General features: G+C 45.1%; 20 protein-coding genes. 2 read left to right on the forward strand and 18 right to left on the reverse strand.

Annotated elements, in window-relative coordinates; genetic code table 11:
• Window positions 1-181: 181 nt before the first annotated feature.
• The 3 genes from MHH52_RS15815 to MHH52_RS15825 form a co-directional block, all read right to left on the reverse strand.
• Complete coding sequence (locus MHH52_RS15815) at window positions 182-964, reverse strand: MBL fold metallo-hydrolase (protein ID WP_340003527.1); 783 nt, start codon at window positions 962-964, stop codon at window positions 182-184.
• Window positions 965-1,081: 117 nt separating this feature from the next.
• The gene (locus tag MHH52_RS15820; RefSeq protein WP_340003528.1) at window positions 1,082-1,360 is read right to left on the reverse strand and encodes a cupin domain-containing protein; all 279 of its coding nucleotides are present in this window, start codon (window positions 1,358-1,360) and stop codon (window positions 1,082-1,084) included.
• A gap of 165 nt (window positions 1,361-1,525) precedes the next feature.
• Window positions 1,526-1,729: a DUF5316 family protein gene (locus MHH52_RS15825; protein WP_340003529.1), complete on the reverse strand. Its 204-nt coding sequence runs from the start codon at window positions 1,727-1,729 to the stop codon at window positions 1,526-1,528.
• A 516-nt stretch (window positions 1,730-2,245) separates the two neighbouring features.
• Between MHH52_RS15825 and MHH52_RS15830 the strand changes: the two genes are divergently transcribed.
• A complete protein-coding gene (locus MHH52_RS15830; RefSeq protein ID WP_340003530.1) occupies window positions 2,246-3,454 on the forward strand; it encodes an IS4 family transposase in 1,209 nt (402 codons plus the stop codon).
• A 603-nt stretch (window positions 3,455-4,057) separates the two neighbouring features.
• Here MHH52_RS15830 and glnA read toward each other — a convergent pair.
• The 13 genes from glnA to mutS all read right to left on the reverse strand — a co-directional run bounded on the left by glnA (window position 4,058) and on the right by mutS (window position 20,849).
• On the reverse strand, window positions 4,058-5,386 hold the full coding sequence (glnA, locus tag MHH52_RS15835; RefSeq protein WP_340003531.1) for a type I glutamate--ammonia ligase: 1,329 nt from the start codon (window positions 5,384-5,386) through the stop codon (window positions 4,058-4,060).
• A gap of 32 nt (window positions 5,387-5,418) precedes the next feature.
• Complete coding sequence (locus MHH52_RS15840; protein ID WP_042128355.1) at window positions 5,419-5,829, reverse strand: MerR family transcriptional regulator; 411 nt, start codon at window positions 5,827-5,829, stop codon at window positions 5,419-5,421.
• Window positions 5,830-5,912: 83 nt separating this feature from the next.
• Window positions 5,913-7,166 carry a methionine gamma-lyase family protein gene (locus tag MHH52_RS15845; protein ID WP_340003532.1) on the reverse strand — a complete coding sequence of 418 codons (1,254 nt, stop codon included), beginning with the start codon at window positions 7,164-7,166 and terminating at the stop codon, window positions 5,913-5,915.
• A 133-nt stretch (window positions 7,167-7,299) separates the two neighbouring features.
• The gene (hflX, locus tag MHH52_RS15850; RefSeq protein ID WP_340003533.1) at window positions 7,300-8,589 is read right to left on the reverse strand and encodes a GTPase HflX; all 1,290 of its coding nucleotides are present in this window, start codon (window positions 8,587-8,589) and stop codon (window positions 7,300-7,302) included.
• 40 nt (window positions 8,590-8,629) lie between these two features.
• The gene (locus MHH52_RS15855) at window positions 8,630-9,595 is read right to left on the reverse strand and encodes an AAA family ATPase (protein ID WP_313641123.1); all 966 of its coding nucleotides are present in this window, start codon (window positions 9,593-9,595) and stop codon (window positions 8,630-8,632) included.
• Window positions 9,596-9,688: 93 nt separating this feature from the next.
• Window positions 9,689-10,345 (reverse strand): YdcF family protein, encoded by a 657-nt coding sequence (locus tag MHH52_RS15860; protein ID WP_313641122.1) that lies wholly within the window; start codon window positions 10,343-10,345, stop codon window positions 9,689-9,691.
• Window positions 10,346-10,349: 4 nt separating this feature from the next.
• Complete coding sequence (locus MHH52_RS15865; RefSeq protein WP_042128364.1) at window positions 10,350-10,904, reverse strand: DUF402 domain-containing protein; 555 nt, start codon at window positions 10,902-10,904, stop codon at window positions 10,350-10,352.
• Window positions 10,905-11,102: 198 nt separating this feature from the next.
• Window positions 11,103-13,673 (reverse strand): PBP1A family penicillin-binding protein, encoded by a 2,571-nt coding sequence (locus tag MHH52_RS15870; protein WP_340003534.1) that lies wholly within the window; start codon window positions 13,671-13,673, stop codon window positions 11,103-11,105.
• Window positions 13,674-13,813: 140 nt separating this feature from the next.
• Window positions 13,814-14,053: an RNA chaperone Hfq gene (hfq, locus tag MHH52_RS15875; protein ID WP_042128368.1), complete on the reverse strand. Its 240-nt coding sequence runs from the start codon at window positions 14,051-14,053 to the stop codon at window positions 13,814-13,816.
• Between the two features lie 19 nt (window positions 14,054-14,072).
• Window positions 14,073-15,053: a tRNA (adenosine(37)-N6)-dimethylallyltransferase MiaA gene (gene miaA / locus MHH52_RS15880; protein WP_340003535.1), complete on the reverse strand. Its 981-nt coding sequence runs from the start codon at window positions 15,051-15,053 to the stop codon at window positions 14,073-14,075.
• Window positions 15,043-15,822, reverse strand: coding sequence for a class I SAM-dependent methyltransferase (locus tag MHH52_RS15885; protein WP_340003536.1), 780 nt, complete (start codon window positions 15,820-15,822; stop codon window positions 15,043-15,045). The genes miaA and MHH52_RS15885 overlap by 11 nt, the downstream gene beginning before the upstream one ends.
• Before the next feature lie 255 nt (window positions 15,823-16,077).
• Window positions 16,078-18,063, reverse strand: a complete 1,986-nt coding sequence (mutL, locus tag MHH52_RS15890; RefSeq protein ID WP_340003537.1) for a DNA mismatch repair endonuclease MutL — start codon at window positions 18,061-18,063, stop codon at window positions 16,078-16,080.
• Between the two features lie 32 nt (window positions 18,064-18,095).
• Window positions 18,096-20,849, reverse strand: a complete 2,754-nt coding sequence (gene mutS / locus MHH52_RS15895) for a DNA mismatch repair protein MutS (RefSeq protein WP_340003538.1) — start codon at window positions 20,847-20,849, stop codon at window positions 18,096-18,098.
• A gap of 374 nt (window positions 20,850-21,223) precedes the next feature.
• Between mutS and MHH52_RS15900 the strand changes: the two genes are divergently transcribed.
• A complete protein-coding gene (locus tag MHH52_RS15900; protein WP_340003539.1) occupies window positions 21,224-22,021 on the forward strand; it encodes a GNAT family N-acetyltransferase in 798 nt (265 codons plus the stop codon).
• 114 nt (window positions 22,022-22,135) lie between these two features.
• Here MHH52_RS15900 and MHH52_RS15905 read toward each other — a convergent pair whose 3' ends face one another.
• Together MHH52_RS15905 and MHH52_RS15910 are read right to left on the reverse strand one after the other, a co-directional pair.
• Window positions 22,136-22,987 (reverse strand): hypothetical protein, encoded by an 852-nt coding sequence (locus MHH52_RS15905; protein ID WP_340003540.1) that lies wholly within the window; start codon window positions 22,985-22,987, stop codon window positions 22,136-22,138.
• Between the two features lie 850 nt (window positions 22,988-23,837).
• The gene (locus MHH52_RS15910) at window positions 23,838-24,395 is read right to left on the reverse strand and encodes an outer spore coat protein CotE (protein ID WP_042128379.1); all 558 of its coding nucleotides are present in this window, start codon (window positions 24,393-24,395) and stop codon (window positions 23,838-23,840) included.
• Window positions 24,396-24,620: the final 225 nt, after the last annotated feature.

Here is a 24,620-nt window from a genome sequence, read left to right on the forward strand (position 1 = left end):
CAGAGTTATCTTGAAGTAGAATTGGCTAGTTTAAGTCATGGACGATATCTGTTTCCGCATAATCCAATCGGTCTATTCCGATACAGTCGGGAAATTTATTCAATCCGCTCCCCAAGTCTATCCTCAACCCACAAAAATAAGTATAAGCCATTCACCTTATTCCGTTCACCCAACATTATTTTTAAAATTGCATACTAAATCCGTTAAACTGATGAATGCCCGTACCATGAGCGACAAGATCCTGTTCACGCAATTCACGAACTGCCTTCTTCACCTCTTGCAAAATAGCTGGATCCAGACCCAACGTATTATGAGAGCCGAATACTTGAGTAACATTTGGAATTTCCGTAATCTTTTCTAAAGAAGCTACTAAATCAACCGGACTAGTCGAAGGGTAAAAAGCATAGATAGGCGTAACGTCATACAATAAATCTCCTGTAAATAGATATCCGTTGGCATGATCAAATATGCTGATATGACCTGGAGAATGACCTGGAGTGTGGTAAATTTCTAATTTACGCCCTCCAATGTCGAGCACATCACCCTCTTGCAAAAGAGCCGTAGGTTCTCCCTGAAAAGGTGTATAGGTATTAGGATCAAAGGTTTCAGGAAGAGGAAGGGTAATGTCTCGGCTCATATCTTTTCTTATCTGGGATAGGGACAAGCCTTTTATTCCATTAATAAGCCAATCCTCATCCTCTTTATGAACATATATCGTCTCGAATTGTCCATGACTACCAATATGATCTGCATGCACATGTGTAGTTATGACTGCGATAGGTAAGTCTGTTATCTGATCCGTTATTCTTTTTATATTATCAATGCCTAATCCCGTATCAATTAACACAGCTTTCTCTTTCCCTAACAGTAAAAAAGAATGTACCTTTTCCCAATGCCCATATTCACTGATTGCATAGGTTGTCGGATCAATTCCCTTAACTGTGAACCAACGATCTTTAATCAATTACGAGCCTCCATTCCATTTCTCACGTATTAGTTCTTCCCCTTTATAATAGTCCGCCTGTTCATCCGCTTGATAGATTTCTTGATATGGGAGAATGTTGATTTTTCCTGAGTCTGGTTATTCGCAAACATCTATGCCCTGATTCGTTCGGAGATCAAGATACCTGCATGGTGCTTCCGTATGATTATAAAGTTGATGCGCACCATCGGGACCAATTTCAAAAAATATCACATCGCCTTCACTAACCTCCTTAAAACCCTCTGGAGTTCTTAACATTGCTTTTCCTGCTAAAATCACAAATATCTCTTCAGCATTTCTATGAAAATGATAAGGAAAAGAATATTTATTTGGATCTAAAGATCTGATATCAAAAACCAAATGCTTCGAACCCACCATTTCAGCTAATCTCTCACTCGTATGTCAAGCAAACTCAGGGATTAGAGACAACTTTTGTATAAAAGAAACAGTATTTTCATTGAAAATCTTCACCAAATACAACACCCCTCATTCGTTAAGTTATGCATTCAATATAATCATTTTGGAACTTTATATAAATAAGGATCAAAACAAATATATGACCCCAGCTACTGCAAATGAAATAACTCCTCCTAAAGCAGACCAATTCGCCACTTTGTTTTTAATTTTACGGTCTTTTTGGGATTCCGAATAAAAGTTACCTCTTTGCTGAGTACCTGTCGTAAATCCTCCAACACATAAACCAGAAACTACAACAAAGGCCAGTCCAATATCTATGAAAATTTGCATGTTATTACTCCTCCCAGGAGAGCATTAGTTGTCTATATATAAGATATTTTAACATTATCCACTTCCTCTAATTGGAAAATTTTTGCGACAGCACACTTTTTGAGTTGGCTGTATGGTTTATGAACCTGCGTATTATATAAGCTGTAGTCGTAGTTGTAACGAGGAAACTACTGCCTGCCTCTGGCTGCATATTCGTTCTAGTGTATTTCATGCAGCTAAGTCAGTTTGGAACCGCGCTCTACCGAGTTTCCATCACCCTCTGCGAGTTTCGGACCCAGATGATGTTATTTGCAAAATAATCGCCTTTTGCGCAGGGTTTCAGACTCCAGTGACGTTATTCCTTCGAAAAAGGTTCATATTGCACTAGCCTTGCATTAAACCTAACATGAAAAATCATTTTTGCATAAATTACTTTATTTTCAATATATTGATGTAATTTTACTGGTTAAACCCAAAAAAACCCCTAAAGTAGAAGGATAGGCATTTTACCCATTCCACCTACAAAAGGAGCAACCAATGGGTACTATACCAAATCAATCTGTCATTTGTAAATGCCTTGATTTACTTCCGCTTTCCGACGAAGCGTTTCCGCTGTTTAATCATCGACGTAGATTGACGTTGGTCAAGGCCGTGAAACTACTTGTCGAAGCCCAACTCAACCAACGAGCAGACCTCGACGAAATTAGCCAGGCCTTACGAGCGAACCGAGAACTTCAGCAAGCAGTAGGTCTAAAATCGATTAGTCCTTCTCAAGTGGTGCGTACACTGGACAATCTACCGCTCGAGGTGTTGCAGCGCGTGTGGCTCCTGCTTACGCAGCAAGTCGCACAGATGTATCCTGAACAAGGCGTTACCGGTCTGGGTAAACTTCATCTCATTGATTCTACGAGTCTGTCTCTCCCTGAACTCGCTGGGAAGTGGGCCTATTGTTCCAAGCATAGTAACGGGGTCAAGGTTCATTTGAAGCTTGTGATTGCAGATAGCGATACGGTGTACCCGACCCAAGTCATTTGCTCGACGCTCGGGGTCGCCGACTCTGAAGTGGCCTTGGATTTAGTCGTCGACAAAGATGCCATTCATGTCTTGGATCGTGGGTATAGGGTGTACCGTTTGTATGAAACTTGGCTGGAGCAAGGTCTGCGGTTTGTCGCACGCATCCAGCAGAACAGCAGAACCCTCGTTCTTCATGAGCGTGAGGTCGCCCCCCATCCCCCCGTGTTGCGGGATGCCGATGTGCTTGTGAGTTACAAAAATGCGGAAAAACAACTCGTCGAGGTTCAGCTGCGTTTAGTGGAATATACTGACGAAAAAGGGCGTCAATATCGGGTTATAACCAATGTGTGGGACAAAACGGCCGAGCAGATTAGTGAAATCTATCACCACCGGTGGCTAATTGAGATCTTCTTCAAGTGGATGAAGCAGCATGTTAGCTTGATCCACCTGTATAGTTCACGAGAAAAAGCGGTGTGGAATCAGATCTTTTTAGCACTGATTGGATATGCATTGGTTCTTCTGCTTCGCAATGAGACGGACGCAGCGCAGTCCCCGTGGTCTTTTTTGAAGCTTTTACGGTGCTACATGTGCCAGGCATGGAACCGATTTCTACAAGAACTCCAGCGAAAACCAGAGAAGTTCTCAAAGGGAAGGCAGAAAAAAGGAAAGACAGGTCGTCCCCAAACGAAGCCGAAGAAATATAAGACGGTAAAGAAGTACGCCAACCAGTAAAACAGGCAAACAAATACATTAATTGGTAAAATGATCCTAGGTTTATATGGTGTTCAACCTTTTTTCTTGATGAGGAAGAGAGTGATTGTAAATATTTTTTATAATAAAAATATAAATCCATATTTGCCAAACAACCCCTTCATGTGTCAGGTTCTGTGCAATGCTAGTGTTCATATTGGGTGTTTATCAGGCCAATAACGGTTATGGGGTCCGATAGCGGCTTCGTACGTCAATTCGTAACCTAATCAAACGTCTACTCTAATGAAGTTTGGCGGTTCACCTCAAGTAAGGCTCCAAAAAGAAGGGAGCGCCCCAACAGCCATTGCTAATGCTAATGGAACACTCCCTTCTTTAGAATCTCAGTATCAAAACCACAACGTTGCCTACCCATACCACCATTCCCACTCCAAATAACTCCCATGGTTCAGATCACACCGAAAGACTTAATCTGCAAAATTTGGAGCTCACATGTAACGTATCCTCTAATAACCTTAACTATATGCGGGCATTTTGTGGGTACATCATTAATCAATGTTCAAAATTCTAACTTGCCCAAACACAAAAAAAAACCTCAACGCCAAAGGCGTCAAGGGTTTAAAGATTCTAGTAAAGAGTCATGTATTGGTTTCTTTCCCACTCGTGCACTTGAGTGCGATAGATATCCCATTCGATTTCTTTCAGCTCGTAGAAGTGAGCCAGAGCATGTTCGCCGAGAGCTTCGGTAATAACATGGCTACGAATCATTTCACTCAATGCTTCTTTCAAATCGGATGGCAAGCTCGGAATGCCTTCTTCAATACGCTCTTCCTCAGACATCACATAAATGTTACGGTCAATTGGAGCTGGAAGATCAAGCTTACGCTTAATTCCGTCTAGCCCTGCTTTCAACATAACAGCAAGTGCGAGGTATGGGTTAGCTGCTGGGTCCGGGTTACGAACTTCAACACGTGTGCTAAGTCCTCTTGAAGCCGGGATACGAATCATTGGGCTACGGTTACTTGCAGACCAAGCTACGTAGCAAGGTGCTTCATAACCTGGAACAAGGCGTTTGTATGAGTTCACTGTTGGGTTAGTAATCGCTGCAAAAGCACGAGCGTGCTTCAAAATACCAGCCATGTAGTAACGTGCAGTTTTGCTCAGACCCAGCTTGTCGCTTTCATCGTAGAACATGTTTTCTTTGCCTTTAAACAAGGATTGGTGAGCGTGCATACCAGATCCGTTGATACCGAACAATGGTTTAGGCATAAAAGTTGCATGCAGGCCGTGTTGACGGGCAACCGTCTTCACGACGAGCTTAAAGGTTTGAATTTGGTCAGCAGCAGTGATCGCGTCAGCATATTTAAAGTCAATCTCATGCTGGCCGGAAGCTACTTCATGGTGGGAAGCTTCGATTTCAAAGCCCATTTCTTCAAGGGTCAATACGATTTCACGACGGCAATTTTCCCCTAAATCCGTTGGCGCTAAGTCGAAGTAACCACCTTGGTCATTCAATTCAGTAGTAGGATTGCCTCTTTCATCTGTCTTGAATAGGAAGAATTCAGGTTCTGGTCCAACGTTCATAGCTGTGAAACCCATTTCTTCTGCTTCTTTCAGACAACGTTTGAGGATACCACGAGGGTCTCCAGCAAAAGGTGTACCATCTGGCATGTAAACGTCACAGATCAGACGTGCAACACGACTATCTGTCACCCAAGGGAAGATTACCCATGTATCAAGGTCAGGGAAGAGATACATATCAGATTCTTCAATCCGTACGTAACCTTCGATGGAAGAACCATCAAACATCATTTTGTTATCAAGCGCTTTTTCCAATTGGCTAACTGGAATCTCTACATTCTTGATAGTACCTAATAGATCCGTAAATTGCAGACGAATAAAACGAACATTCTCTTCCTTGGCAATGCGTAAAATATCCTCTTTAGAAAAGCTCATATGATCCTCTCCCTTTCGAACTCTATATATTATTATTTATTAAAAAACCGGGATAACTCACCTTGAATAAGAGACACTTGTCCCGGTCTTTTACCGGAAACTAGTTCTTGCTTCAACATTCGGTGAAGCTGGGAATCGGACAACTCTCTACGTCTAACCTCTGTATCAGGGGTAATAACAGTAGCTTCTTCGGATTCCTTAGAGACAGGATTCATCACTTGCTTAATGCCAGCAATATTAACACCCTTCTCAATCAGAGCTTTAATTTCTAATAGGCGCTCAACATCATTAAAAGAGAACAAACGCTGATTCCCTGACGTACGTGCTGGTACGATCAGACTGTGCTGCTCATAATAACGAATTTGTCTTGCGGACAAATCAGTCAGCTTCATTACAATTCCAATAGGAAATAGTGCCATATTTCTGCGGATTTCATCACCCATGACTCATCCAACCTTCCAATGATCTTTTTCTGATCTCATTGTACATTTCCTAATACATCGCGTCAATGGTATGTGAGATATTCTTACAGCAATTTTCTCTCCCGCATACTTTGAAGTGCCATTAAAACGCCATATTTAACATGTGAATAGGTTAATCCACCTTGCATATAGCCAATATAAGGAGCTCGTATAGGCGCATCTGCAGATAACTCCAAACTACCACCTTGTATAAACGTACCTGCCGCCATAATAACAGGATGTTCATACCCAGGCATATCCCATGGCTCTGGAACTACATGGCTATCAACAGCCGCAGCACGTTGTATCCCTTGAACGAAGGCAATTAAGTGATCTGGCCCGTCAAAAGACACCGCCTGAATCAGATCTGTACGAGGCTCGTTCCACGCTGGTTTTGTCTCAAACCCGCAGCGCTGAAATACAGATGCAGCAAAGATACTCCCTTTTAGTGCTTGTCCTACTGTGTGCGGTGCCATGAAAAGTCCTTGGTAAAGCCCACGAGTAGTTCCTAACATGGCCCCCACTTCACCACCGATGCCCGGAGCAGTCAGTCGGTAAGCTGCCAGTTCAACAAGATCCTGTCGACCGCAGATGTATCCGCCCGTCTCAGCAATACCTCCGCCTGGATTCTTAATTAACGATCCCGCTACTAGATCTACACCAACTTGTGGTGGCTCAAGCTCTTCAGTAAACTCACCATAACAATTATCTACGAAGACAATAACATCTGATTTCAACAACTTCACCTTCGAAGTCATCTCACCAATTTCAGCTACTGTGAAAGAAGCACGCCAATCATATCCACGTGACCTTTGGATTCCGATCACTTTAGTTTTCTCGTTAATAGAAAGAGCTACCTCATCCCAATCGATCTTTCCATCTGCTGTTAGGGCAACCTCTCGGTAAGTGATTCCGAAATCTGCGAGGGAGCCTGTCCCATCTCCTGCTTTACCAATCACCTTGTGAAGGGTATCGTACGGACGTCCTGTGATGTATAGAAGTTCATCTCCTGGACGCAACACACCAAATAGGGCCGTTGATATAGTATGTGTTCCTGAAGCGAAATGCGGTCGCACAAGAGCTGATTCCGCACAAAATACGTCAGCATAGACAAGATCCAGCACTTCACGGCCACGGTCATTATACGCATACCCCGTTGAACCGGCAAAGTGAAAATCACTGACCTGATGACGTTGAAACGCTTCTATAACCTTCCACTGATTCTTATCTACAATACGATCAAGGGCTTTGACAGCACCTTCTATTTCAATTTCTGCGGCCTCTGCCGCCCTCAAAATATCCTCTGCAAAAACTACCATTAGATCTTATTCGCTCCTTACATTCACTTGCCATCATAATGACAGAAAGCGGCAGTTACCTGACGCTTTCTAGATCAGCTATTATTTTATACCTATAGACAAAGCATTTCCACTTTAGGAATTAATGACTAGATTACTGCTGGTCCACAAAATCAGCAAGCATATAACTCCATTTGTCATAATCCTCTTTGTTGAGACGAACGTTATAGAGCACATCATTCTCGTCATAAGTCGTTTCCAGTACCTCTCCTACCCTATAAAGCAAAGAAGAAATATCACCACGGTCTCCGGGAATGCGGAAGTTAAGCGTGTCTCCAGCCAACTCATCAGCAATAATTTCGGTAATCCGAATTAGATCCTCAGGGTTAAATGCACTGATCTTCAAATACCCTGTACCTGTTGGCAGCATTTCCAGTTGCTCAGGCTGACATAGATCAATTTTATTAAAAAGCACGATTTGCGGTGTACCAGCTGCACCTAGGTCCTGCAAAATGGATTGAACAACCTCCATTTGCTCCTCACGCATTGGTGAAGAGGCATCCACCACATGTAGCACCAAGTTAGCCTCATTGACTTCCTCCAGCGTTGCACGGAATGATGCGACAAGATCATGCGGAAGATTCTGAATGAAGCCTACAGTATCCGTAAGCACAACCTCTTTGCCACCTGCTAGCTGAAGAACACGTGAAGTGGGGTCCAGTGTAGCAAACAATTGGTTTTCAATATAGACATCCGCATCCGTTAGTTGCTTAAGCAGTGTTGATTTCCCTGCATTCGTATACCCAACAAGTGCAACTTGCACTGCTCCTGCCTTGCGGCGACGCTCTCGATGTAGCTCCCGAGTCTTAACGACCTCATCCAACTGGCGTTTCAGCTCAGTAATCCGATCACGAATATGCCGGCGATCTGTTTCCAGTTTGCTTTCACCCGGACCTCTGGTACCAATCCCGCCACCTAGTCTGGATAAGTTCTTGCCTTGACCGGAAAGCCGAGGTAACAGATAGGAGAGTTGTGCAAGCTCAACCTGAATAATACCCTCTCGCGTTTTGGCACGACCCGCAAAAATATCCAGAATAAGCTGCGTCCGATCAATAATCTTAAGATCCAGAGCCTCTTCAAGGTTCCGTACTTGCGCTCCGGACAGTTCTTGATCAAAGATAGCCGTATTAGCTCCAAGACCATCAGCGGCCATTCGGAGCTCTTCTACTTTGCCTTTGCCAATAAACCATCTAGAATCGGGCGTTTCCTTATTCTGACGAAGCACATCCAGGACTTCAACGCCTGCTGTTTCTGCTAATTGCACCAATTCCTGCAGAGAAAGCTCTGGATCAATTCCTGTTCTTTTAATTTTATCTGTGACGAGACTTACCAATATCGCTCGATCTTGTACATCTGTTTCCGTATCATGCGTAGTTATTGCCATGTATGCCATGCTCCTTATGACGGTGATAGAATCCTGTACTTCATAATTTGAAATCTTCTGTTCGAAGCGTCATTAATTCCTGCTTGCCCGGGCTGTTACTTTCATACTGATTTAACAACCTTACAGCCTGACCACGAACAGCTTTCTCAATGGCGTTGCGAACATACCGCGCATTACTGAAAGCATGAAGGCTTTCCGTCTTCTCTACTAACAAATGCTGTTTTAACTTGAGTGTCGCCTGAGGCATCAAAATATAGTCGCGCTCTTTTGCCATCAATTCAGCGATTTGCAGTAGTTGATCGATCGTATAATCGGGAAATTCCACCTGTATCGGAAAGCGTGAAGGAAGTCCGGGATTACTCATCAAAAAATACTCCATCTCTCCAGAGTATCCAGCTAAGATAAGGATAAATTGACTACGATGATCCTCCATAGCCTTGACCAACGTATCAATCGCTTCTTTTCCAAAATCCTTTTCTCCACCGCGAGCAAGACTATAAGCCTCATCGATAAACAAAATACCGCCCAAAGCCTTTTTCACCAGATCGCGAGTCTTCTGTGCAGTATGACCGATGTATTCACCGACAAGGTCGGCTCTCTCCACCTCAATAAGATGTCCTTTGGTCAGCACACCCATACGCTGGAACAGCTTAGCTACGATTCTAGCCACGGTAGTCTTGCCAGTTCCGGGATTCCCTTTAAAGACCATGTGATACGCTTGCCCGCCACTTACAAGTCCTGCCTCAGCACGCATTTGAGCAATCTGTAACAAGGCGTAGATTTCAAAGACTAGCTCTTTGATATTGTCCAGACCCACTAAACCTTCCAATTCTTGCGTTAACTCTTGGAATAGGCTAGTGTGGCCGTGATTTTTTGGAGGCACCGGCCGGGTCTCTACAGAAGGGTTAGTTATAGCTGGAGGCTCTTGACTCCGCAATACAATATTGATTTGTCGAGACGGTCTTTCTTCCTCCCGTCCGCTGGCCGCTGCTACGCGTCCGCTCATCGGTATCACCTCATTATCCAGGGCTGACTTCTCTAATCAAGTCTATTCCGGCTTATGGAGTGTTATTAGAAGATTCGGGATATTTTGGACAAATCACAGGAATAGCTGCTGAAGCTTCCATTTCGTGTAGGCTAGAATCTCGCGCGACTTATGCATAGTCATCGATAGAACGTTTGATTCTGTAAGTCCTAACTCAGGATTCACATATCCGAGCTCATCTGCAATTTCATAAGACCGCCATCCATGATAAGTATGTGTAATGATAATCGCTGAAGACAAACCCTCACGTGTCATAATCTCTTTACTAAACAAAAGATTCTCGTAAGTGCTGGTAGCTTTATTCTCTACATAAATAGCACTCTCCGGCACACCCTGAGCTACCAAATAATTTCGCATCCCTTGACCTTCGGTATATTGTAAATCTGGTTTATCTAAACCACCAGTAACAATAATACGAGGGAACATTCCCTCTCGATAAAGCTTCAGCCCGTAATCCAAGCGTTCCTTCAGTCCAGGGCTAGGCTCATCCCCCCACATCGACATGCCAAGAATGATCCCAGTGTCCGCTTTTTGCATAGGATCAGTCGTGGCAGCTTTATTAATATTCCTTAACGCATAAGCACACCACAACAATCCAGCAATCACAATAATCGTTAAAGCAATAAGCAACGTTCGTTTTGACCAGAATCTGCGTTTTTTGGAAACAATCCGAATCGGGGAAGAGTCTCTTCCGTAGACGTACCATTCCATTTCTTTATTTCCTCCTGAATTCTCCATGATGAAATAATTCGGCACGATGCTTCAAAGATAGTGAGAAATAAGGGAAAGCGTGAGCATCGATGCCGCGTAAAATAGTATTGGCCGTCTCCCAAGCGAGTTTATAATCGCTTTCTGAGATATCTTCCCTCTCCAGCGCTTCCTCCAATTCATCCTCATCAAGCAAAAAAACCTCGCCGTTCCAAAGCACAACCACATCCAGATACAAATCATCAAACCACGGAACTCCTTGGTCTGTGACGCCTTGCACCTTGCAGGTGTCTATGTACCATTGAATAATATTTTGCCGTTCGTCAAACATAGCCGTCACAATATAGTGACTGTCTTTAGGGAAATATTGCAACCAGGAATAACCTTTATCCGCAATGCGATATGTATGCCGTCCATAGCTCTTCCACAGTGGTTCTTTCAGCCCGTAAATGGTATAAAGCGTAATATATCCGCTGAATTCCCGGCTCTCCACATAGCGGCAGGCAAAATGGCGACGCGTAATCCGGCGCCAGTTGGCCCGGTCTCCGAATTTACGTTTCATAGAAATTACCCTCTCCAGTATGGTGTCTTCAGCTTACCACATTTAGAGGATACACTCAAAACATCCCGCAAAATACAGCAAATTATTCCTGTAGATGTAAGAAGAAATAAAAAAAGCTGCCCCAAAAGTAGTCTTCACTACTTTTGAGACAGCCTCGATTAATCGAAAAGTTTACTTTATGAAATTCCGACTCTTTTACTACTGAACAGAAGAATCACCATTCACAAAGCCTGCCTCTTGATCGGGGCTTGTGGTTACATTCCCACTCTCATTCCCTGAACTTCCGCCTCCAGAAGGTATTTCTGGTGGGTTAGTAGGAATCGGAGTTGCTGACGGTGGGGGAGTAGTGAATTCAGGCAAGGTTCCTGTTCCACCATTATCCCCTCCTCCATTGTTGCCACCACCATTATTACCACCATTGCCATTATCCCAACCATTGTCTCCACCATCCTCAGGTGTTGGTGTCGGTAGATTAGGATCAATGGTTGGTTCAGGTGTTGGCACTTCATCTTGCACAGAGACAGTAACCACATTCGATGGTTCACTTTCCAGTTGGGTTGCAGGATCATAAGAAGTAACATAATACTCGTAAACCAGACCAGGCATTGCACTAAAGTCCCCTGCACTAGTCGTGACCGTATTTAACAGTAAGCTAAAATCAGCCTCGGAGGTCTCTCTACGATATATACGATACTCTATTCCTGCTACAGGAACTGCCTGCCAGCTGAGATTTACTGTCATCGTAGATGGATCATAAGCTGCTGTAAGTCCACTAATGTTCTTAGCTGGTTCAGGCGTTTCTGTAGGTTCAGGAGCTATAACATTATCTAGCTGCGGGAAGGATTTCTTAGGAACATCCTTTAATGCTTCCTCCATTACCTTACCCCAGAATGCTGCGGCAAGCCCACTGCTATTCTTAAGCAGATGCTTCTTGCTTGGCTTGTCATAACCCATCCACACTGCTGCTGTCCATTCTGGTGTATAACCTACAAACCATACGTCGCGATTCGAACTGATTCCAGAATATCCGCTTTGAGTCGTACCGGTCTTACCGGCAACAGGACGGTCAATTCTTGCTTTTTTACCCGTACCACTTTCTACAACCTTTTGCATCATCTCTGTCATTTGATAAGCCGTCTCCTGACTCATAACACGTTCAGGCGTTGTATTGGCTTTAAAGACGGTCTCTCCACTGCTGTCAGAGATCGATTTAATGGAATAAGATTCTCGTAGTTCACCGCCATTTGCAAAAGCACTGTAGGCTTGTGCCATTTCCAGTGTATTCGTTCCTTTGCTCATGCCTCCGAGAGCGAGCGAGAGATTCTTGTCCTCATCTTCCAGACCAATACCCAGTTTCTTGGCGAATTTAAATCCAGTATTCACTCCAATTTCATTAAGCAGCCAGACCGAAGGAATATTCTCCGATTTCTGTATAGCATCACTCATACTGATACTCTTTGAATACCCGTGAAGGTTGGTCGGACAATAGTTTGAGAAACACTGCTTCTCGTTACTTAACGTAGAATTCATGTTGTACTTTCCAGTTTCCAGTGCTGGAGCGTAAGAAACGATTGGTTTAAAGGCAGAACCTGGAGAACGTCGGCTGCCAGTTACACGACTGTAGCCTTTTTTCTCATAATTCCGTCCACCAAGGAGTGCGACAATGCCACCATTCTCTTGATTAACGATGGTTATAGAACCTTGTACCAGCTCGTCATCTACACTCTTCTCGAAGTTATCACTGTCTGCAAAAGCGTCCTCTACGGTTTCTTGAGCATGTTTATCCATCGTCGTGTAAATCTTATAACCACCAATATTCAGATCATCTTCGGACAAGCCAAACTTCTCTTCCGCTTCTTCCACTGCGAAATCAATAAAAGCTTGATAACGCTGTTTCTTTACAGGCGGCTTATAATTATAATCCACGGCTTGTGCTTCGTTTTTCTCTTGCTCTGTAATGTAACCTTGCTCATACATAAGCTGAAGCACTACTGCGCGACGTTCCTTTGAAAGTTCCGGATTGCGGAGGGGGTTGTACCGAGACGGCCCCTTTGGCATCGCAGCCAATGTCGCGATTTCCCAAACCTTAAGATCATTCAGATCGCTCTTGCCAAAATATCTTTCCGAGGCTGCTTTAATTCCGTAGATCGTACCCCCAAAGTTTATTCGGTTTAGGTACATGGTAATGATCTCTTCTTTAGATTTCTGGTTCTCTAACGCTACTGCAATGGATACCTCGGTCGCTTTACGGAAAAATGTCTTATCCCGTGTCAAAAAGATGTTTTTGGCTAGCTGCTGAGTAATGGTACTCCCACCTTCTACCATGCTGCGTGCAGCAATATCTTTTACCGCTGCCCGGCCGATAGACCATAAATCCACACCAGAGTGTTCGAAGAAGCGTTTATCTTCTGTAGCCACAAAGGCATTGATCAATAACGGTGGGATCTTCTCATACTCTACAGGATCACTTTTCTCAAGGGATAATTCGCCGATTAAATTAGCATTGCGGTCATATACTTTTGTAGTTTCATTAACGGTTAGCTTATCTTGGTTCTCTAGGAGAAGTTTTTGCCCATTCAGCATAATGAACAGATAACCGCCGAGTGCACAGAAAATGGCCAACGCCGTAGCAAAGAACAAGCTCCACAGCACACGCTTCTTAGTCAAAAATTTCTTTTTCTTCTTACTTTTCGGTTTTGGTTTTGAATTGGAATTGGACGATCCTCTATTTCTATTATTATTCGTCCTTGATGTATCGTCTCTAGACATGATGCCTCCTGACTCCCTTCCTTGAATAAATCATAAATGGTCATCCTTGAATGAAAAGAACAACCTTCTCAGGTTGCTCTCTCACACTCTATTCAAACGATTTATTAACAAGAAAGGTTTCACTTCAAATTTGTTAATTGTTATTCTTCGTTACTATTGTCCTGCATGAGTGACACACTGCGCTGTGGTGTAAATGTGGAAATCGCATGCTTATACACCATTTGCTGACGCCCATCACTGTCAATAACGATTGTAAAATTGTCGAACGCTTTAATAATTCCCCGGATTTGAAAACCGTTGGTAAGATATACTGTAGCAGGGATATTTTCTTTGCGTAGTTGGTTCAAGAATGTATCTTGGATGTTAATGGACTTGTTCATATGACGTACCCCCAATGGTTCAATTATATTGTTCAGAAGTATATTCAAGACCTGAGAGAAACTTTCCTGCTATTATAGCACGTATTTTCGAGAAATTCTCAGAAAAGTTTTGTTCACCTTCGACATCGATCCACTCGATTTCCTTCATGTGGCGAAACCATGACAACTGTCTTTTGGCGAATCGGCGAGTATCGCGTTTGAGCAGTATCACAGCTTCCTCTAGCGTCAGTTCTCCCGCGAGGTAAGCGGCGATTTCCTTGTAGCCCAGCCCCTGCATGGACACAAGGCTTCTGCTGTAACCGTTATCCAGCAGTCCTTTTACCTCAGCAATAAGACCATCTGCAAGCATGCTATCAATTCGGTCCTCAATACGTTTATATAGTATTTTCCGGTCCATTGTCAAACCTATAAGGCATAAGTCATAGGACGACTCCTTCTTTTGAGCTGCATGAGAAGCGGAAAGTGTGGTGTTTGTCTGGTGATGAATTTCCAGAGCCCGTATAATTCTACGACGGTCATTCGGATGCAATTTCGCCGCACTGACCGGATCAACCGCTTCAAGTCTGGCATGCAATGCAAGCGCTCCATGTTCTTCTGCAAATTGATCCTGTTCTTTACGGAAAGCTTCGTCAGCCACAGCTTCAGAGAATTGAAAACCGTAACACAAGGACTCAATATATAGACCCGTCCCTCCTACAATTAATGGAAGTTTCCCACGGCTGCTTATCTCTTCGATAAGTCTGCTACCTTGATCCTGAAATTCAGCAGCAGAATATGGGTCCTGCGGATCATGAATATCGATTAGGTGGTGAGGAATGCCCATCATTTCAGCTGGAGTAATCTTAGCTGTACCAATATCCATACCACGATAAACCTGCATCGAATCGCCAGAAATGATCTCTGCGTTATATGCGGCCGCAAGCTCCAGACTTAATCTGGTTTTACCTACAGCTGTTGGTCCTAATAGAACTAGAACCTTATGTCTCTCTTTAGTTGTCAATGTGTATCACCCCGTACGATGTTTTGGAGTTGCTCCGAAGCAGCTCTGTAAAGCCAAGCCTTTCGAATTCGCCGCTTAAAGCTTTCTCTTTCAAAAGAACAGTTTTACGAGCAACTCTAACTGCCTCAGCTACACTCTCTAGTGATAATGCTGCACGATTAGCAAACTGACGCAGTGGGGAAATCGAAGCAGAACCAGTCAGTGGCACCCGGAACATAGGATCGAAGTACACAATATCTATGCTTCGATCCGGTAGAGCACGTAAGTAGTCCAAATGTTCACTATGCACGACATTAATTCTACGCAAGGCCTCATTAACCATTACTTGCCCAGAGGTATAGTGACGCATCCCTTCATAGAGCAGCGCGTACAGCGGCAATGAGCTCTCCAGAGCGGTAACCTCTGAGGACTCGCCACCATGCACAGCAAACAGCAAGGAATCAGCGCCTAGACCCGCTGTGCAGTCTAACACACTATCTCCGGGAAGCATTCGAGCGGCGACAAGCATCGGTTCTATATCACCCTTTAGAATTCGTTTCGCGCGAACGAAACCCATGCTCGGGTGAAACTCCATAGGCTCCATCCCTAATCGATGTAAACGAACTGCTTCTTGAGAAAGAATTAGAATATCCTCATCTCCGTAGTGTTCTACCATCTTGGGTATGGAGAATTTCTCACGTGGAGCGTAATTACAGCCCGTTCTCTCTGCGAGATTTCGAGCCCGCTCTACAATTTCCATTATCGGGCTATAACCCGTAGTTATAATCATGTTGCCTCCAGTCATACTTACAACAAATTTCTATATAAGTTGATCTTAAAAACATTCTAAAAGGAAGAGTGACGGAGGGGAAGTTTGGAACTGTAGGAGCGATAGCGACCGCCTTTGTCCCCGGATTTCAACCGTGAAACACGGTATATAATCAAGAAATCCGGGGACAACAGCGGCCGGAAGTCCAAGCATTCACCGCAGTCACGCAATTACCTTAATAGAAAAATTTCAAGTTCAACTAATATAGACTTACAATTACATCACCCGTTTGAACAATTTCTCTAAATCATAGGATGAAAACGAAATCACAATCGGTCGCCCATGTGGACAAGTATACGGCTGCCTACATGCTGCCAGACGAGACAACAATGCCTCGACTTCCTGTTCTGTTAGTTTCTGGTTAGCTTTAATGGATGCTTTACATGAACACAGAATAGATGATTTCTCTCGCAGCTTCGCTAGGTCAATCAATCGTTCACTTAAGACCCACTCCGCCATTTCTTCAACGATCGCTTTCTCCTCACCTTCAGGAAACCAATAAGGCAAAGACCGAATCAGAAAGGTCTGTCCACCAAAATGTTCAAGGTATACTCCAGCCTGTTGAAACCAATGTAGACGTTCACTGAGTTGACGGCTTTCCGAAGGGGTGAACTCAAGCGTAATTGGCAAAAGCAGATCCTGAGAAGCATCTTCAGGACGACCGAATTTCTCATAAAAATATTCGTAATTTATACGTTCGTGAGCCGCATGTTGATCGATGAGATACAGCCCTCCGTCATTCTGAGCGATAATATAAGTCCCATGATGCTGACCAATATAATTTAGTTCTGGGAAGGCCGGAAGTCCAGATTCTTCATGGACTGGCGGTGCCCATAACGCTTGGGCAGAAGGGATCTGCTTCTGCGGCGATGAAGTTTCTTGCGGACGGTAGCTATTAGCATAGTTGTTGCTCACATTATTTTGAAGTCCTTGCGAAGAGGAAGACTGGTATCCTGACCCATAGGATGGAGCCGTTTCACGGGTCACCGGATTATCAGTCAGCCCCTCCTTCCTGAACTCACGGGCGCTGTGCTCAACATTTGATGGTTGTTGTCTACTAAAAGAACTACCAGATCCCTGAGGAACTGAATCCTTGCCCACCTCAGTCGATGGCGGTGGCGGAACTGCTCCTTTGGAAAAAGCAAACTGCTCCTGAATAAATGAACTGCTGCCCTTCGGTCCGATGGTTTCTTTACCTGGTCGCGGAATCAGACTTTGCCCCAGCAATACCTTACGGATTTCCTGTTCCACAAACGTGTAAAGCTCATTCTCTTTACTAAATCGAACCTCCAGCTTAGCCGGATGAACATTGACATCCACAAGAGAAGGATGCATGTCCAGTTCGAGCACCAGCAGCGGATATCGGTTAATCGGAAGCAAAGTATGATATGCACGCATGATCGCTGCATTCAGACCATTGCTGCGAATATATCGTCCTCCCACAATGGTAGTTACTGCGTTTCGATTCGAGCGTGTCCATTCCGGACGGCTTATATAACCAGAAATGCGGTAATCCAAGTCCTCCGCCGTAATCGGCAGCATAGCCTTGGCTGCGGAGGTTCCGTACACCGCAGCGATCACTTGCAGCAGATCACCATTACCAAGCGTGTGCAGCAGCTGATTGCCATTATGATGCAAGGTAAAAGAGATTCCCGGATGGGCTAATGCCATTCGATACATGGCATCCGATATATGACCAAGCTCCGTCTGTATACTTTTCATATATTTCAGCCTTGCCGGCGTATTAAAAAATAATTCACGCACCGCTAGATCGCTCCCACGGCCCGAAGGGGAATCCTCATTCCGAATTAAATTACCACCCTCAATATCAATCAGGCGTCCTTTGCCGTCATCGGCAGTAGCCGTTAGAAGAGAGACTTTGGATACCGCAGCAATACTGGGGAGCGCCTCACCACGGAACCCTAAGCTTGTGATCTGGAATAGATCACGCCCATTAGCGATTTTACTTGTGGCGTGACGATAAAAGGCGGTCTCGCAATCCTCAGGCTCGATCCCCGAGCCGTTATCTTTCACTCGGATGCTCTGTAAACCGCCTTCTTCTACCGAAACCTCAATCCTTGTGCTTCCTGCGTCAATAGCATTCTCAACTAGCTCCTTCACAACAGAAGCTGGTCGCTCTACAACTTCACCCGCAGCAATCTGGTTGGCAATATGCTCGTCCAATATATGAATTTTGGCCAATTTCATTCACCTCTTATTTAGGCAATCAATATTTAAAGATCCTTCGCTTTCATCTTCAGATCGTTCAGCAGACTCATAGCCTGAAGCGGAGTCATATTCATAAGATCTGCGTTACGCACAGAAGTGATGAATTCTTTTATCGCAGGATTCTCTTGTACTTCAGTTACAACTGCCGCCTGATTTGCACTACCTTTCCGATTCTTACGTGGTTCTTCCTCGCCAAAGATAGACAGTTGAACTACTTCATCTGCTATTGATGAGTATGAGTCCGCAGGAATCCCCGAAGTTTCTGCGATGACACTATCGGGTTGTTGGATAGATGTAGTTGCGACCTCTTTTGCAGCGGCCTGACTTTCTAGTCCACCCCCATAATGAATAGAGGAACCACCCGGATGAACCGCCTGCTCGATGCTCTGAAGCAGACCGTAAGCACGATCAATGATCCCTTCAGGAAGCCCTGCAAGGCGTGCACAATAAATCCCATAGCTGCTGTCTGCCGCTCCCGGAACAAGTTTGCGCAGGAAGTTTACTTTATCGCCACTCTCTTGAACGGCCATAGAGTAATTCTTCAGCCCTTTAAGACTTTCTTCTAAGTGAGCCAATTCATGAAAATGCGTCGAAACTAAAGCTTTGCAAGAAATGGTATCGTGCACATACTCAATTACCGCTTGTGCGATCGCCATGCCTTCACTAGTAGAGGTTCCTCTTCCAAGCTCATCAATAATAATTAAACTCCGGGCTGTTGCTTTTTCTGTCATGACCTGAATGTCGGCCATTTCTACCATAAACGTACTCTGACCTCCGATCAAATCATCGGCTGCCCCTATACGTGTGAAGATTCGATCAATAAGCGGAACTTCTGCACTGGATGCCGGAACGAAACAGCCAATTTGAGCCATGATGCAGATGAGTGCAACCTGCCGCATATAGGTACTTTTTCCAGCCATATTAGGACCAGTAATCAGAAGAATATTTCCATCTTCCTTACTGAGCGTACTTCCGTTTGCTATAAATGCCGAATCCTTCAGCACCGCCTCCACAACAGGATGGCGACCACCTTCAAGTCGAAGATCATAACCATCAGACAAAACAGGTTTCACGAAGCGATGTTCTGCACTGACAGCCGCCAGACATTGATAAACATCGATTTCAGCCACCTTTTCTGCAAGATTCTGTAATCGAGGGATTTGACCACTAATTCGATCACGTAATTCTGTAAAGAGACTGTACTCCAAATCCGTCATTTTATCTTGAGCTTCAAGAATAAGAGCTTCTTTCTCTTTAAGATCCGGAGTTACAAACCGCTCTGCATTTGCGAGTGTCTGCTTGCGCTCATAGCGTCCTTCCGGCAACGAAGCCAGATTAGATTTGGTGATTTCTATGAAATAACCAAAGATTTTGTTATAGCCGATCTTCAGTGATTTAATGCCTGTGGCTTGCCGTTCCTTAGCTTCCAATTCAGCGATCCAACGCTTACCATTACTGCTAGCTTCCCGCAGCTCGTCCAATCGTGCATGATAACCAGAACGAATAATTCCACCGTCTCGCACAGACACCGGGGCATCCTCAACAATAGCTCGGTCTATATCCTCCAGCAGCTCGGCACATTCATCCATATTATCACCGATCTCGCGTAAGGTCGCAGACCCGGAAGTCATACATAATTCCTTCAAAGCAGGGATTTGCGCCAGCGATAGCTTCAAGGCATTCATGTCACGACCATTCGCACTACCAAAGGCAATACGTCCAACCAGTCGCTCCAAATCATAAATTTCCTTAAGCGCCAGACGCAGGTCCTCGCGAACAATAAACTGATTGTACAAATAATCAACAGCTTCAAGGCGTCGTTCGATCGGAGCCCGTTGGAGCAATGGCTTATCTATTCTACGACGTAACAACCGCGCGCCCATGGACGTTTCAGTGCGGTCTAATAGCCATAGCAGAGATCCTTTTTTGGAGCGTTCTCGGACAGTCTCTGTAAGCTCCAGATTTCGGCGAGTAAACGGATCAAGAATCATATAATTGCCGGGTTCATAAGGGGAAATCTGACTAAGCTGTCCCATTGAACGCCGCTGCGTCTCGTTTAGATAGGAGATCAGCAGTGCTAGACATTGCCCGCGTTCTTTCTCAAGACGTACCCATGCGGCTTCACCGAACTGACGACGTGCCAGCTCCTCCTCGCATTTCTCCCAAGGCGTATACACGACAGGCTTCGCTAACAGTGGCGTTTCACTACGTAAAAGTTCCAGTAGTGCAGCGTCTCCGATAATCTCAGCTGGTTCGTAAATGCCAATTTCATCCCGCAGCCACTCTGCTCCAGATAAGACTGAAGTAACGTATAATTCACCTGTAGTTAAATCACAAGCCGCGAGTGCCATCATTCCATCACTTTCGGTTACACAAACGAGGTAATTGTTGCTTTTGTCGGCAATGATTTTTCCATCCATCACAGTTCCTGGTGTCACGACGCGTACGATATCCCGCTTCACCATGCCCTTAGTCACAGAAGCATCCTCTAACTGCTCACAAATGGCTACTTTATATCCTTTTTCAATCAAGCGCTGAATATAACCCTCGGCGGCGTGGTAAGGCACTCCACACATAGGGATCTTCTCTTCACCCCCGCCTTCGCGGCCTGTCAACGTAATTTCAAGCTCCTTGGAAGCCAGAATGGCATCTTCAAAGAACATTTCATAGAAATCGCCTAGTCTAAAAAATAGGAAGGCATCCTTTGCCCCTTCTTTTACCTTTAAATATTGCTCAATCATCGGCGTATATTGTGCCATGGTCAACCTCCAAGCCTATTTAATGCTGTCCTCCATTATAACAGAAAGTAGGCCAAGCAAAAACGCCTTCGGCGTCCCTTTAAGGACGGTAAGCGTTTGTGCGAGAAATATAAGGATAATGTATAGGGTGAAACTTATACTTTCTTATATTTGTACAAAGTCACCCTGCAACCTCATAGAAGTAAATCCTAATCCATCCTCGGGCGGAAATTAGCGTAATTCCACACAATTACTTAAGCAAATTGGAAAGTAAAGTAAGGTTATCTTTCAAGTATCCATCGTTCATCCGAAGGAAGTGTATTCTTCTGCATTTTTATATTGTAAAATCTTAGCACAGAGTGTCAGGTCATAAGAAAATCAAAGGAGAATACAAAATGATAAGAAGACTTACGGAGGATGATCGGGAGCTTCTAATGGCGTTGTTGCGGAAAGAGCCTGCTCTTAATTTGTTCATCATCGGAGATGTAGAGAATTTCGGGTTTGAACAGGATTTCATGGAATTGTGGGGAGAGATAGATCCATCTAATGGTCGGATGAAAGCCGTTCTGCTACGTTTCTATAGAAGTTATCTTCCCTATGCAGATGGACCGTTTGATGTGGAAGGATTCGCTAAAATTATGCAAAAAGATAACGATATTCATATGATTTCTGGTGTAACCGACGTTGTGAAGGCCTTTGACGGAGTGAATAACTTTAAACAAGAAAAGCACTTGTACTTTGCTGAACTGAAGGAAATGAATGTAAAAATTGGAGAGTCCTTTTCTTCGTCTGAGGGCATTAAAAAAGCAACCGTTCAGGATGTAGAAGCGATTTGTTCGCTTACGGATACTATAGTAGAGTTTGAAAGCAGTCGGGATGGATCGAGAACAAGCCTACGTAAAACATTGGCGAGCGGCACCGGCCGCACGTATTATATGAAACGCGAGGATAAGGTTGTTGCAACCGCTTCAACATCAGCGGAAAATTCTATGTCAGCTATGGTCGTAGGGGTTGCCACTCATCAAGCATTCAGGGAGCAAGGATTAGCTACAAGCGTAGTTGCACAGCTATGTTCAGACTTGCTCCATGAAGGGAAATCTTTATGTCTATTTTATGATAACCTTCATGCTGGGGTCATATATAAAAGACTTGGATTTCAGGATATCGGCTCTTGGACCATCGTGTACATGTAGACAAGCATAAACGCCTTCGGCGTCCTTATTAGGACGGTAAGCGTTTATGCGAGAAATATTAGATATAAGGGATATGTGAAAAACTAATACTTTCTAATATTTTGAAATATTAGCTCAAGCTTTAGCTTTGCTGCACCAAAGTTCACGGATATCGCGAGATTCATCCCACGTTCGTTCAGCGGCTATATACTGAAATAAAGGCTCTATGTATTGGGCGGCTTTCTCGTAGCCGCCTAGAGAGCGTAGCTGCGCCAGCAGAGAGGGCACTGCGTCGCGCAGCGGAGGTTTATCGCCACTGTAGTAGGCGATATGCAGGTCTTCCCGGTCGAGCGGGCGCAACGTCAGGTCTTCATAATGGCTCACGATAAGGTGAGCCAAAAAGACCGCGCCTTTAGCGATGATCGGGGATACCAGGAAGCTCGGCAAGGTCCGGTACTCAAAGCCGCCATGCGGCTGAGTCCGGAAATCGCCGAGCACGCCGTAACGCGGACGACGCGCTACGGCGCGAACGTCCTCAAGCAGAAGCATGGGCAGCGCGAGATAGTTGTCGAGCGCGCGCAGCAGCGGCGCCGTCAGCGTCACGCCGCTGAAGTGCAAATGGCCGCCGAGGGCCCAGCCCGTCAGCGGCATGCCTCCCGCCCGCCAGCGCAGCGAGCGGTCGGCGATGAGCCGGTCCGCCGTGGCTGCAGCGGACATCAGCTGCGCCAGCAGCGCGCGTGGTTCCCCGCGCGGCTGGGGGCGCAGCTCGGCGACCGGGAACGCGCCGCGCGTTCCCGGAGGTCCGGCGTCGCAGCCAGCGACGCCGTCCGTGGGCAGGTACCGCGACGCAGGCACGACGCGGCCGGTGGACTCCCGGAGGATGATGAACTCCGGGTCCATGCCCATCAGCAGGCCGCTGCGGTCCTGCTGCTCCAGAGCAAGGCTTCGTTCCAGCGCTAACGCTGCGGAACGATAAGGCTCTGGCAATCGTCGTCCGGAAGTCTGTAGAAGTGGAGCTATTTGCTCCACGACATACCTCCGGTTCCCCATTGCCCTCAGCTGTACCTCCCCGCTATCCAGCCCCAAGCTGTACAAAGTCCGAACCGCAATACGCTGTAGTAATTTCATTACCCCGCGCCACTCTCCTGGTGCAACCCCCATTGATTCGCTACTATCACCGCTATCCTCACTTAAAGCGCCAGAAAGCATATCTGAGGCTGCACGCATTCCTAGACCTGCTCCAAGTGGAATGATCTGAAGAACGGTCAAATTATATACTAATATTCTATAACACTGTTTATGGGCCTTATCAGATGTCTCTGTAACATATGTATCGACTGAGCGATTTCTTTCATCAGGTATCTGAATGGTCAGGGTTCTCAATGGTTCTTCTGTCCCCTTCTTTCTTGACAATTCCCGTCTTCTGGACGACGTCGGCGTAGCTTCAATACCACTCCGGAGTAATCTGGACTCTCTCTGCGCTGCTGACAATCCCGAATACACCCTAAGCCCTTCATTCATTCTCTCGCCCCTCCATCCATCGCAGCCCAAGATTGAAAGCCCTGTAGTAGCGTACAACCCCTTCAGTCCTTAGCTAATAAAACGAAAAAATGTTACTTTTACTCGCCCTAATGTTAGTCCGTCCGTCTTTGCAGTAAACGGTTTAAACCTTTTCAATGAAGCCAAACCAAGTTTTTCCCATATCAGGTTCTAATTGCAATTCCCATCTGAAAAATAAATAAAAAAAAGGAGGGCATTCGCCCTCTACGCCGCCGCCCTCCCTACATATAATGGACCATAACCCATCGATACTCAGTTAACGGCGGCGTATCCTTCCTTACAGTTCATCATCCAGATTGTCAGGGTCCAGATCATCGTAATCGAAGCTATCACCGTCAAAATCATAATCCTTGTCTTCTGGATCATCACTTTGCTCAGTGACATACACACGGACTTTGGTCTCAGCCACCAACTCCACTTCGAATTCGCGCTCTACGCGAAGTGTCACACTGCCTCCGCCTGGCGATACGCCTGCTTCTACACAGTTGGGTTCCTGCGTTGCCTCCGCAGAGACCTCAACGGTAGAAGTGCGGTGTCTCGTGTCCAGGTACGAAAGTGGAATGAGCTCCACATAGGAGACCGTTTCTTTAGCTACCTCGGTCTGCTTGTTCTTGTCGTACGAGTACCAGATGTTTACATCGTAAGTACCAATTACTTCGATTCCGTTCCCGGCGGCAACCGCTTCGTACTGGTGGTTGATAATCCAAGCCCCCAGAATACTAGTCGGGTGATGTGGCGGAGTCACGGTATGGGTTGCTGTAGAGAACTTACGACCTTTGCCGCAAATTGCCTTCGTAATGATCTCCCTTGTTTGACGTTTATGGCTTAATGACATCTTTAAACCTCCTCCATACAATCATTCACTATCAAGTGTATGCAGGTTCTAGGCATTTGTTGATTGTTAGTCTATAAATAAATTTGAGTAAGCCCTCCAGAGGGTCTTATCAGGAGACTTATAGTTCATTTTATTTCAAATTTTGTACAGATATGAGTAGATTATAAAAATGGTCCAGCCTAATACATATCCGTTCTGAACGTTAAAAAAACCTTATAAAGCCCG

Origin of the sequence: Paenibacillus sp. FSL K6-0276, from assembly GCF_037977235.1 — a bacterium.
GTDB lineage: Bacteria > Bacillota > Bacilli > Paenibacillales > Paenibacillaceae > Paenibacillus_AQ.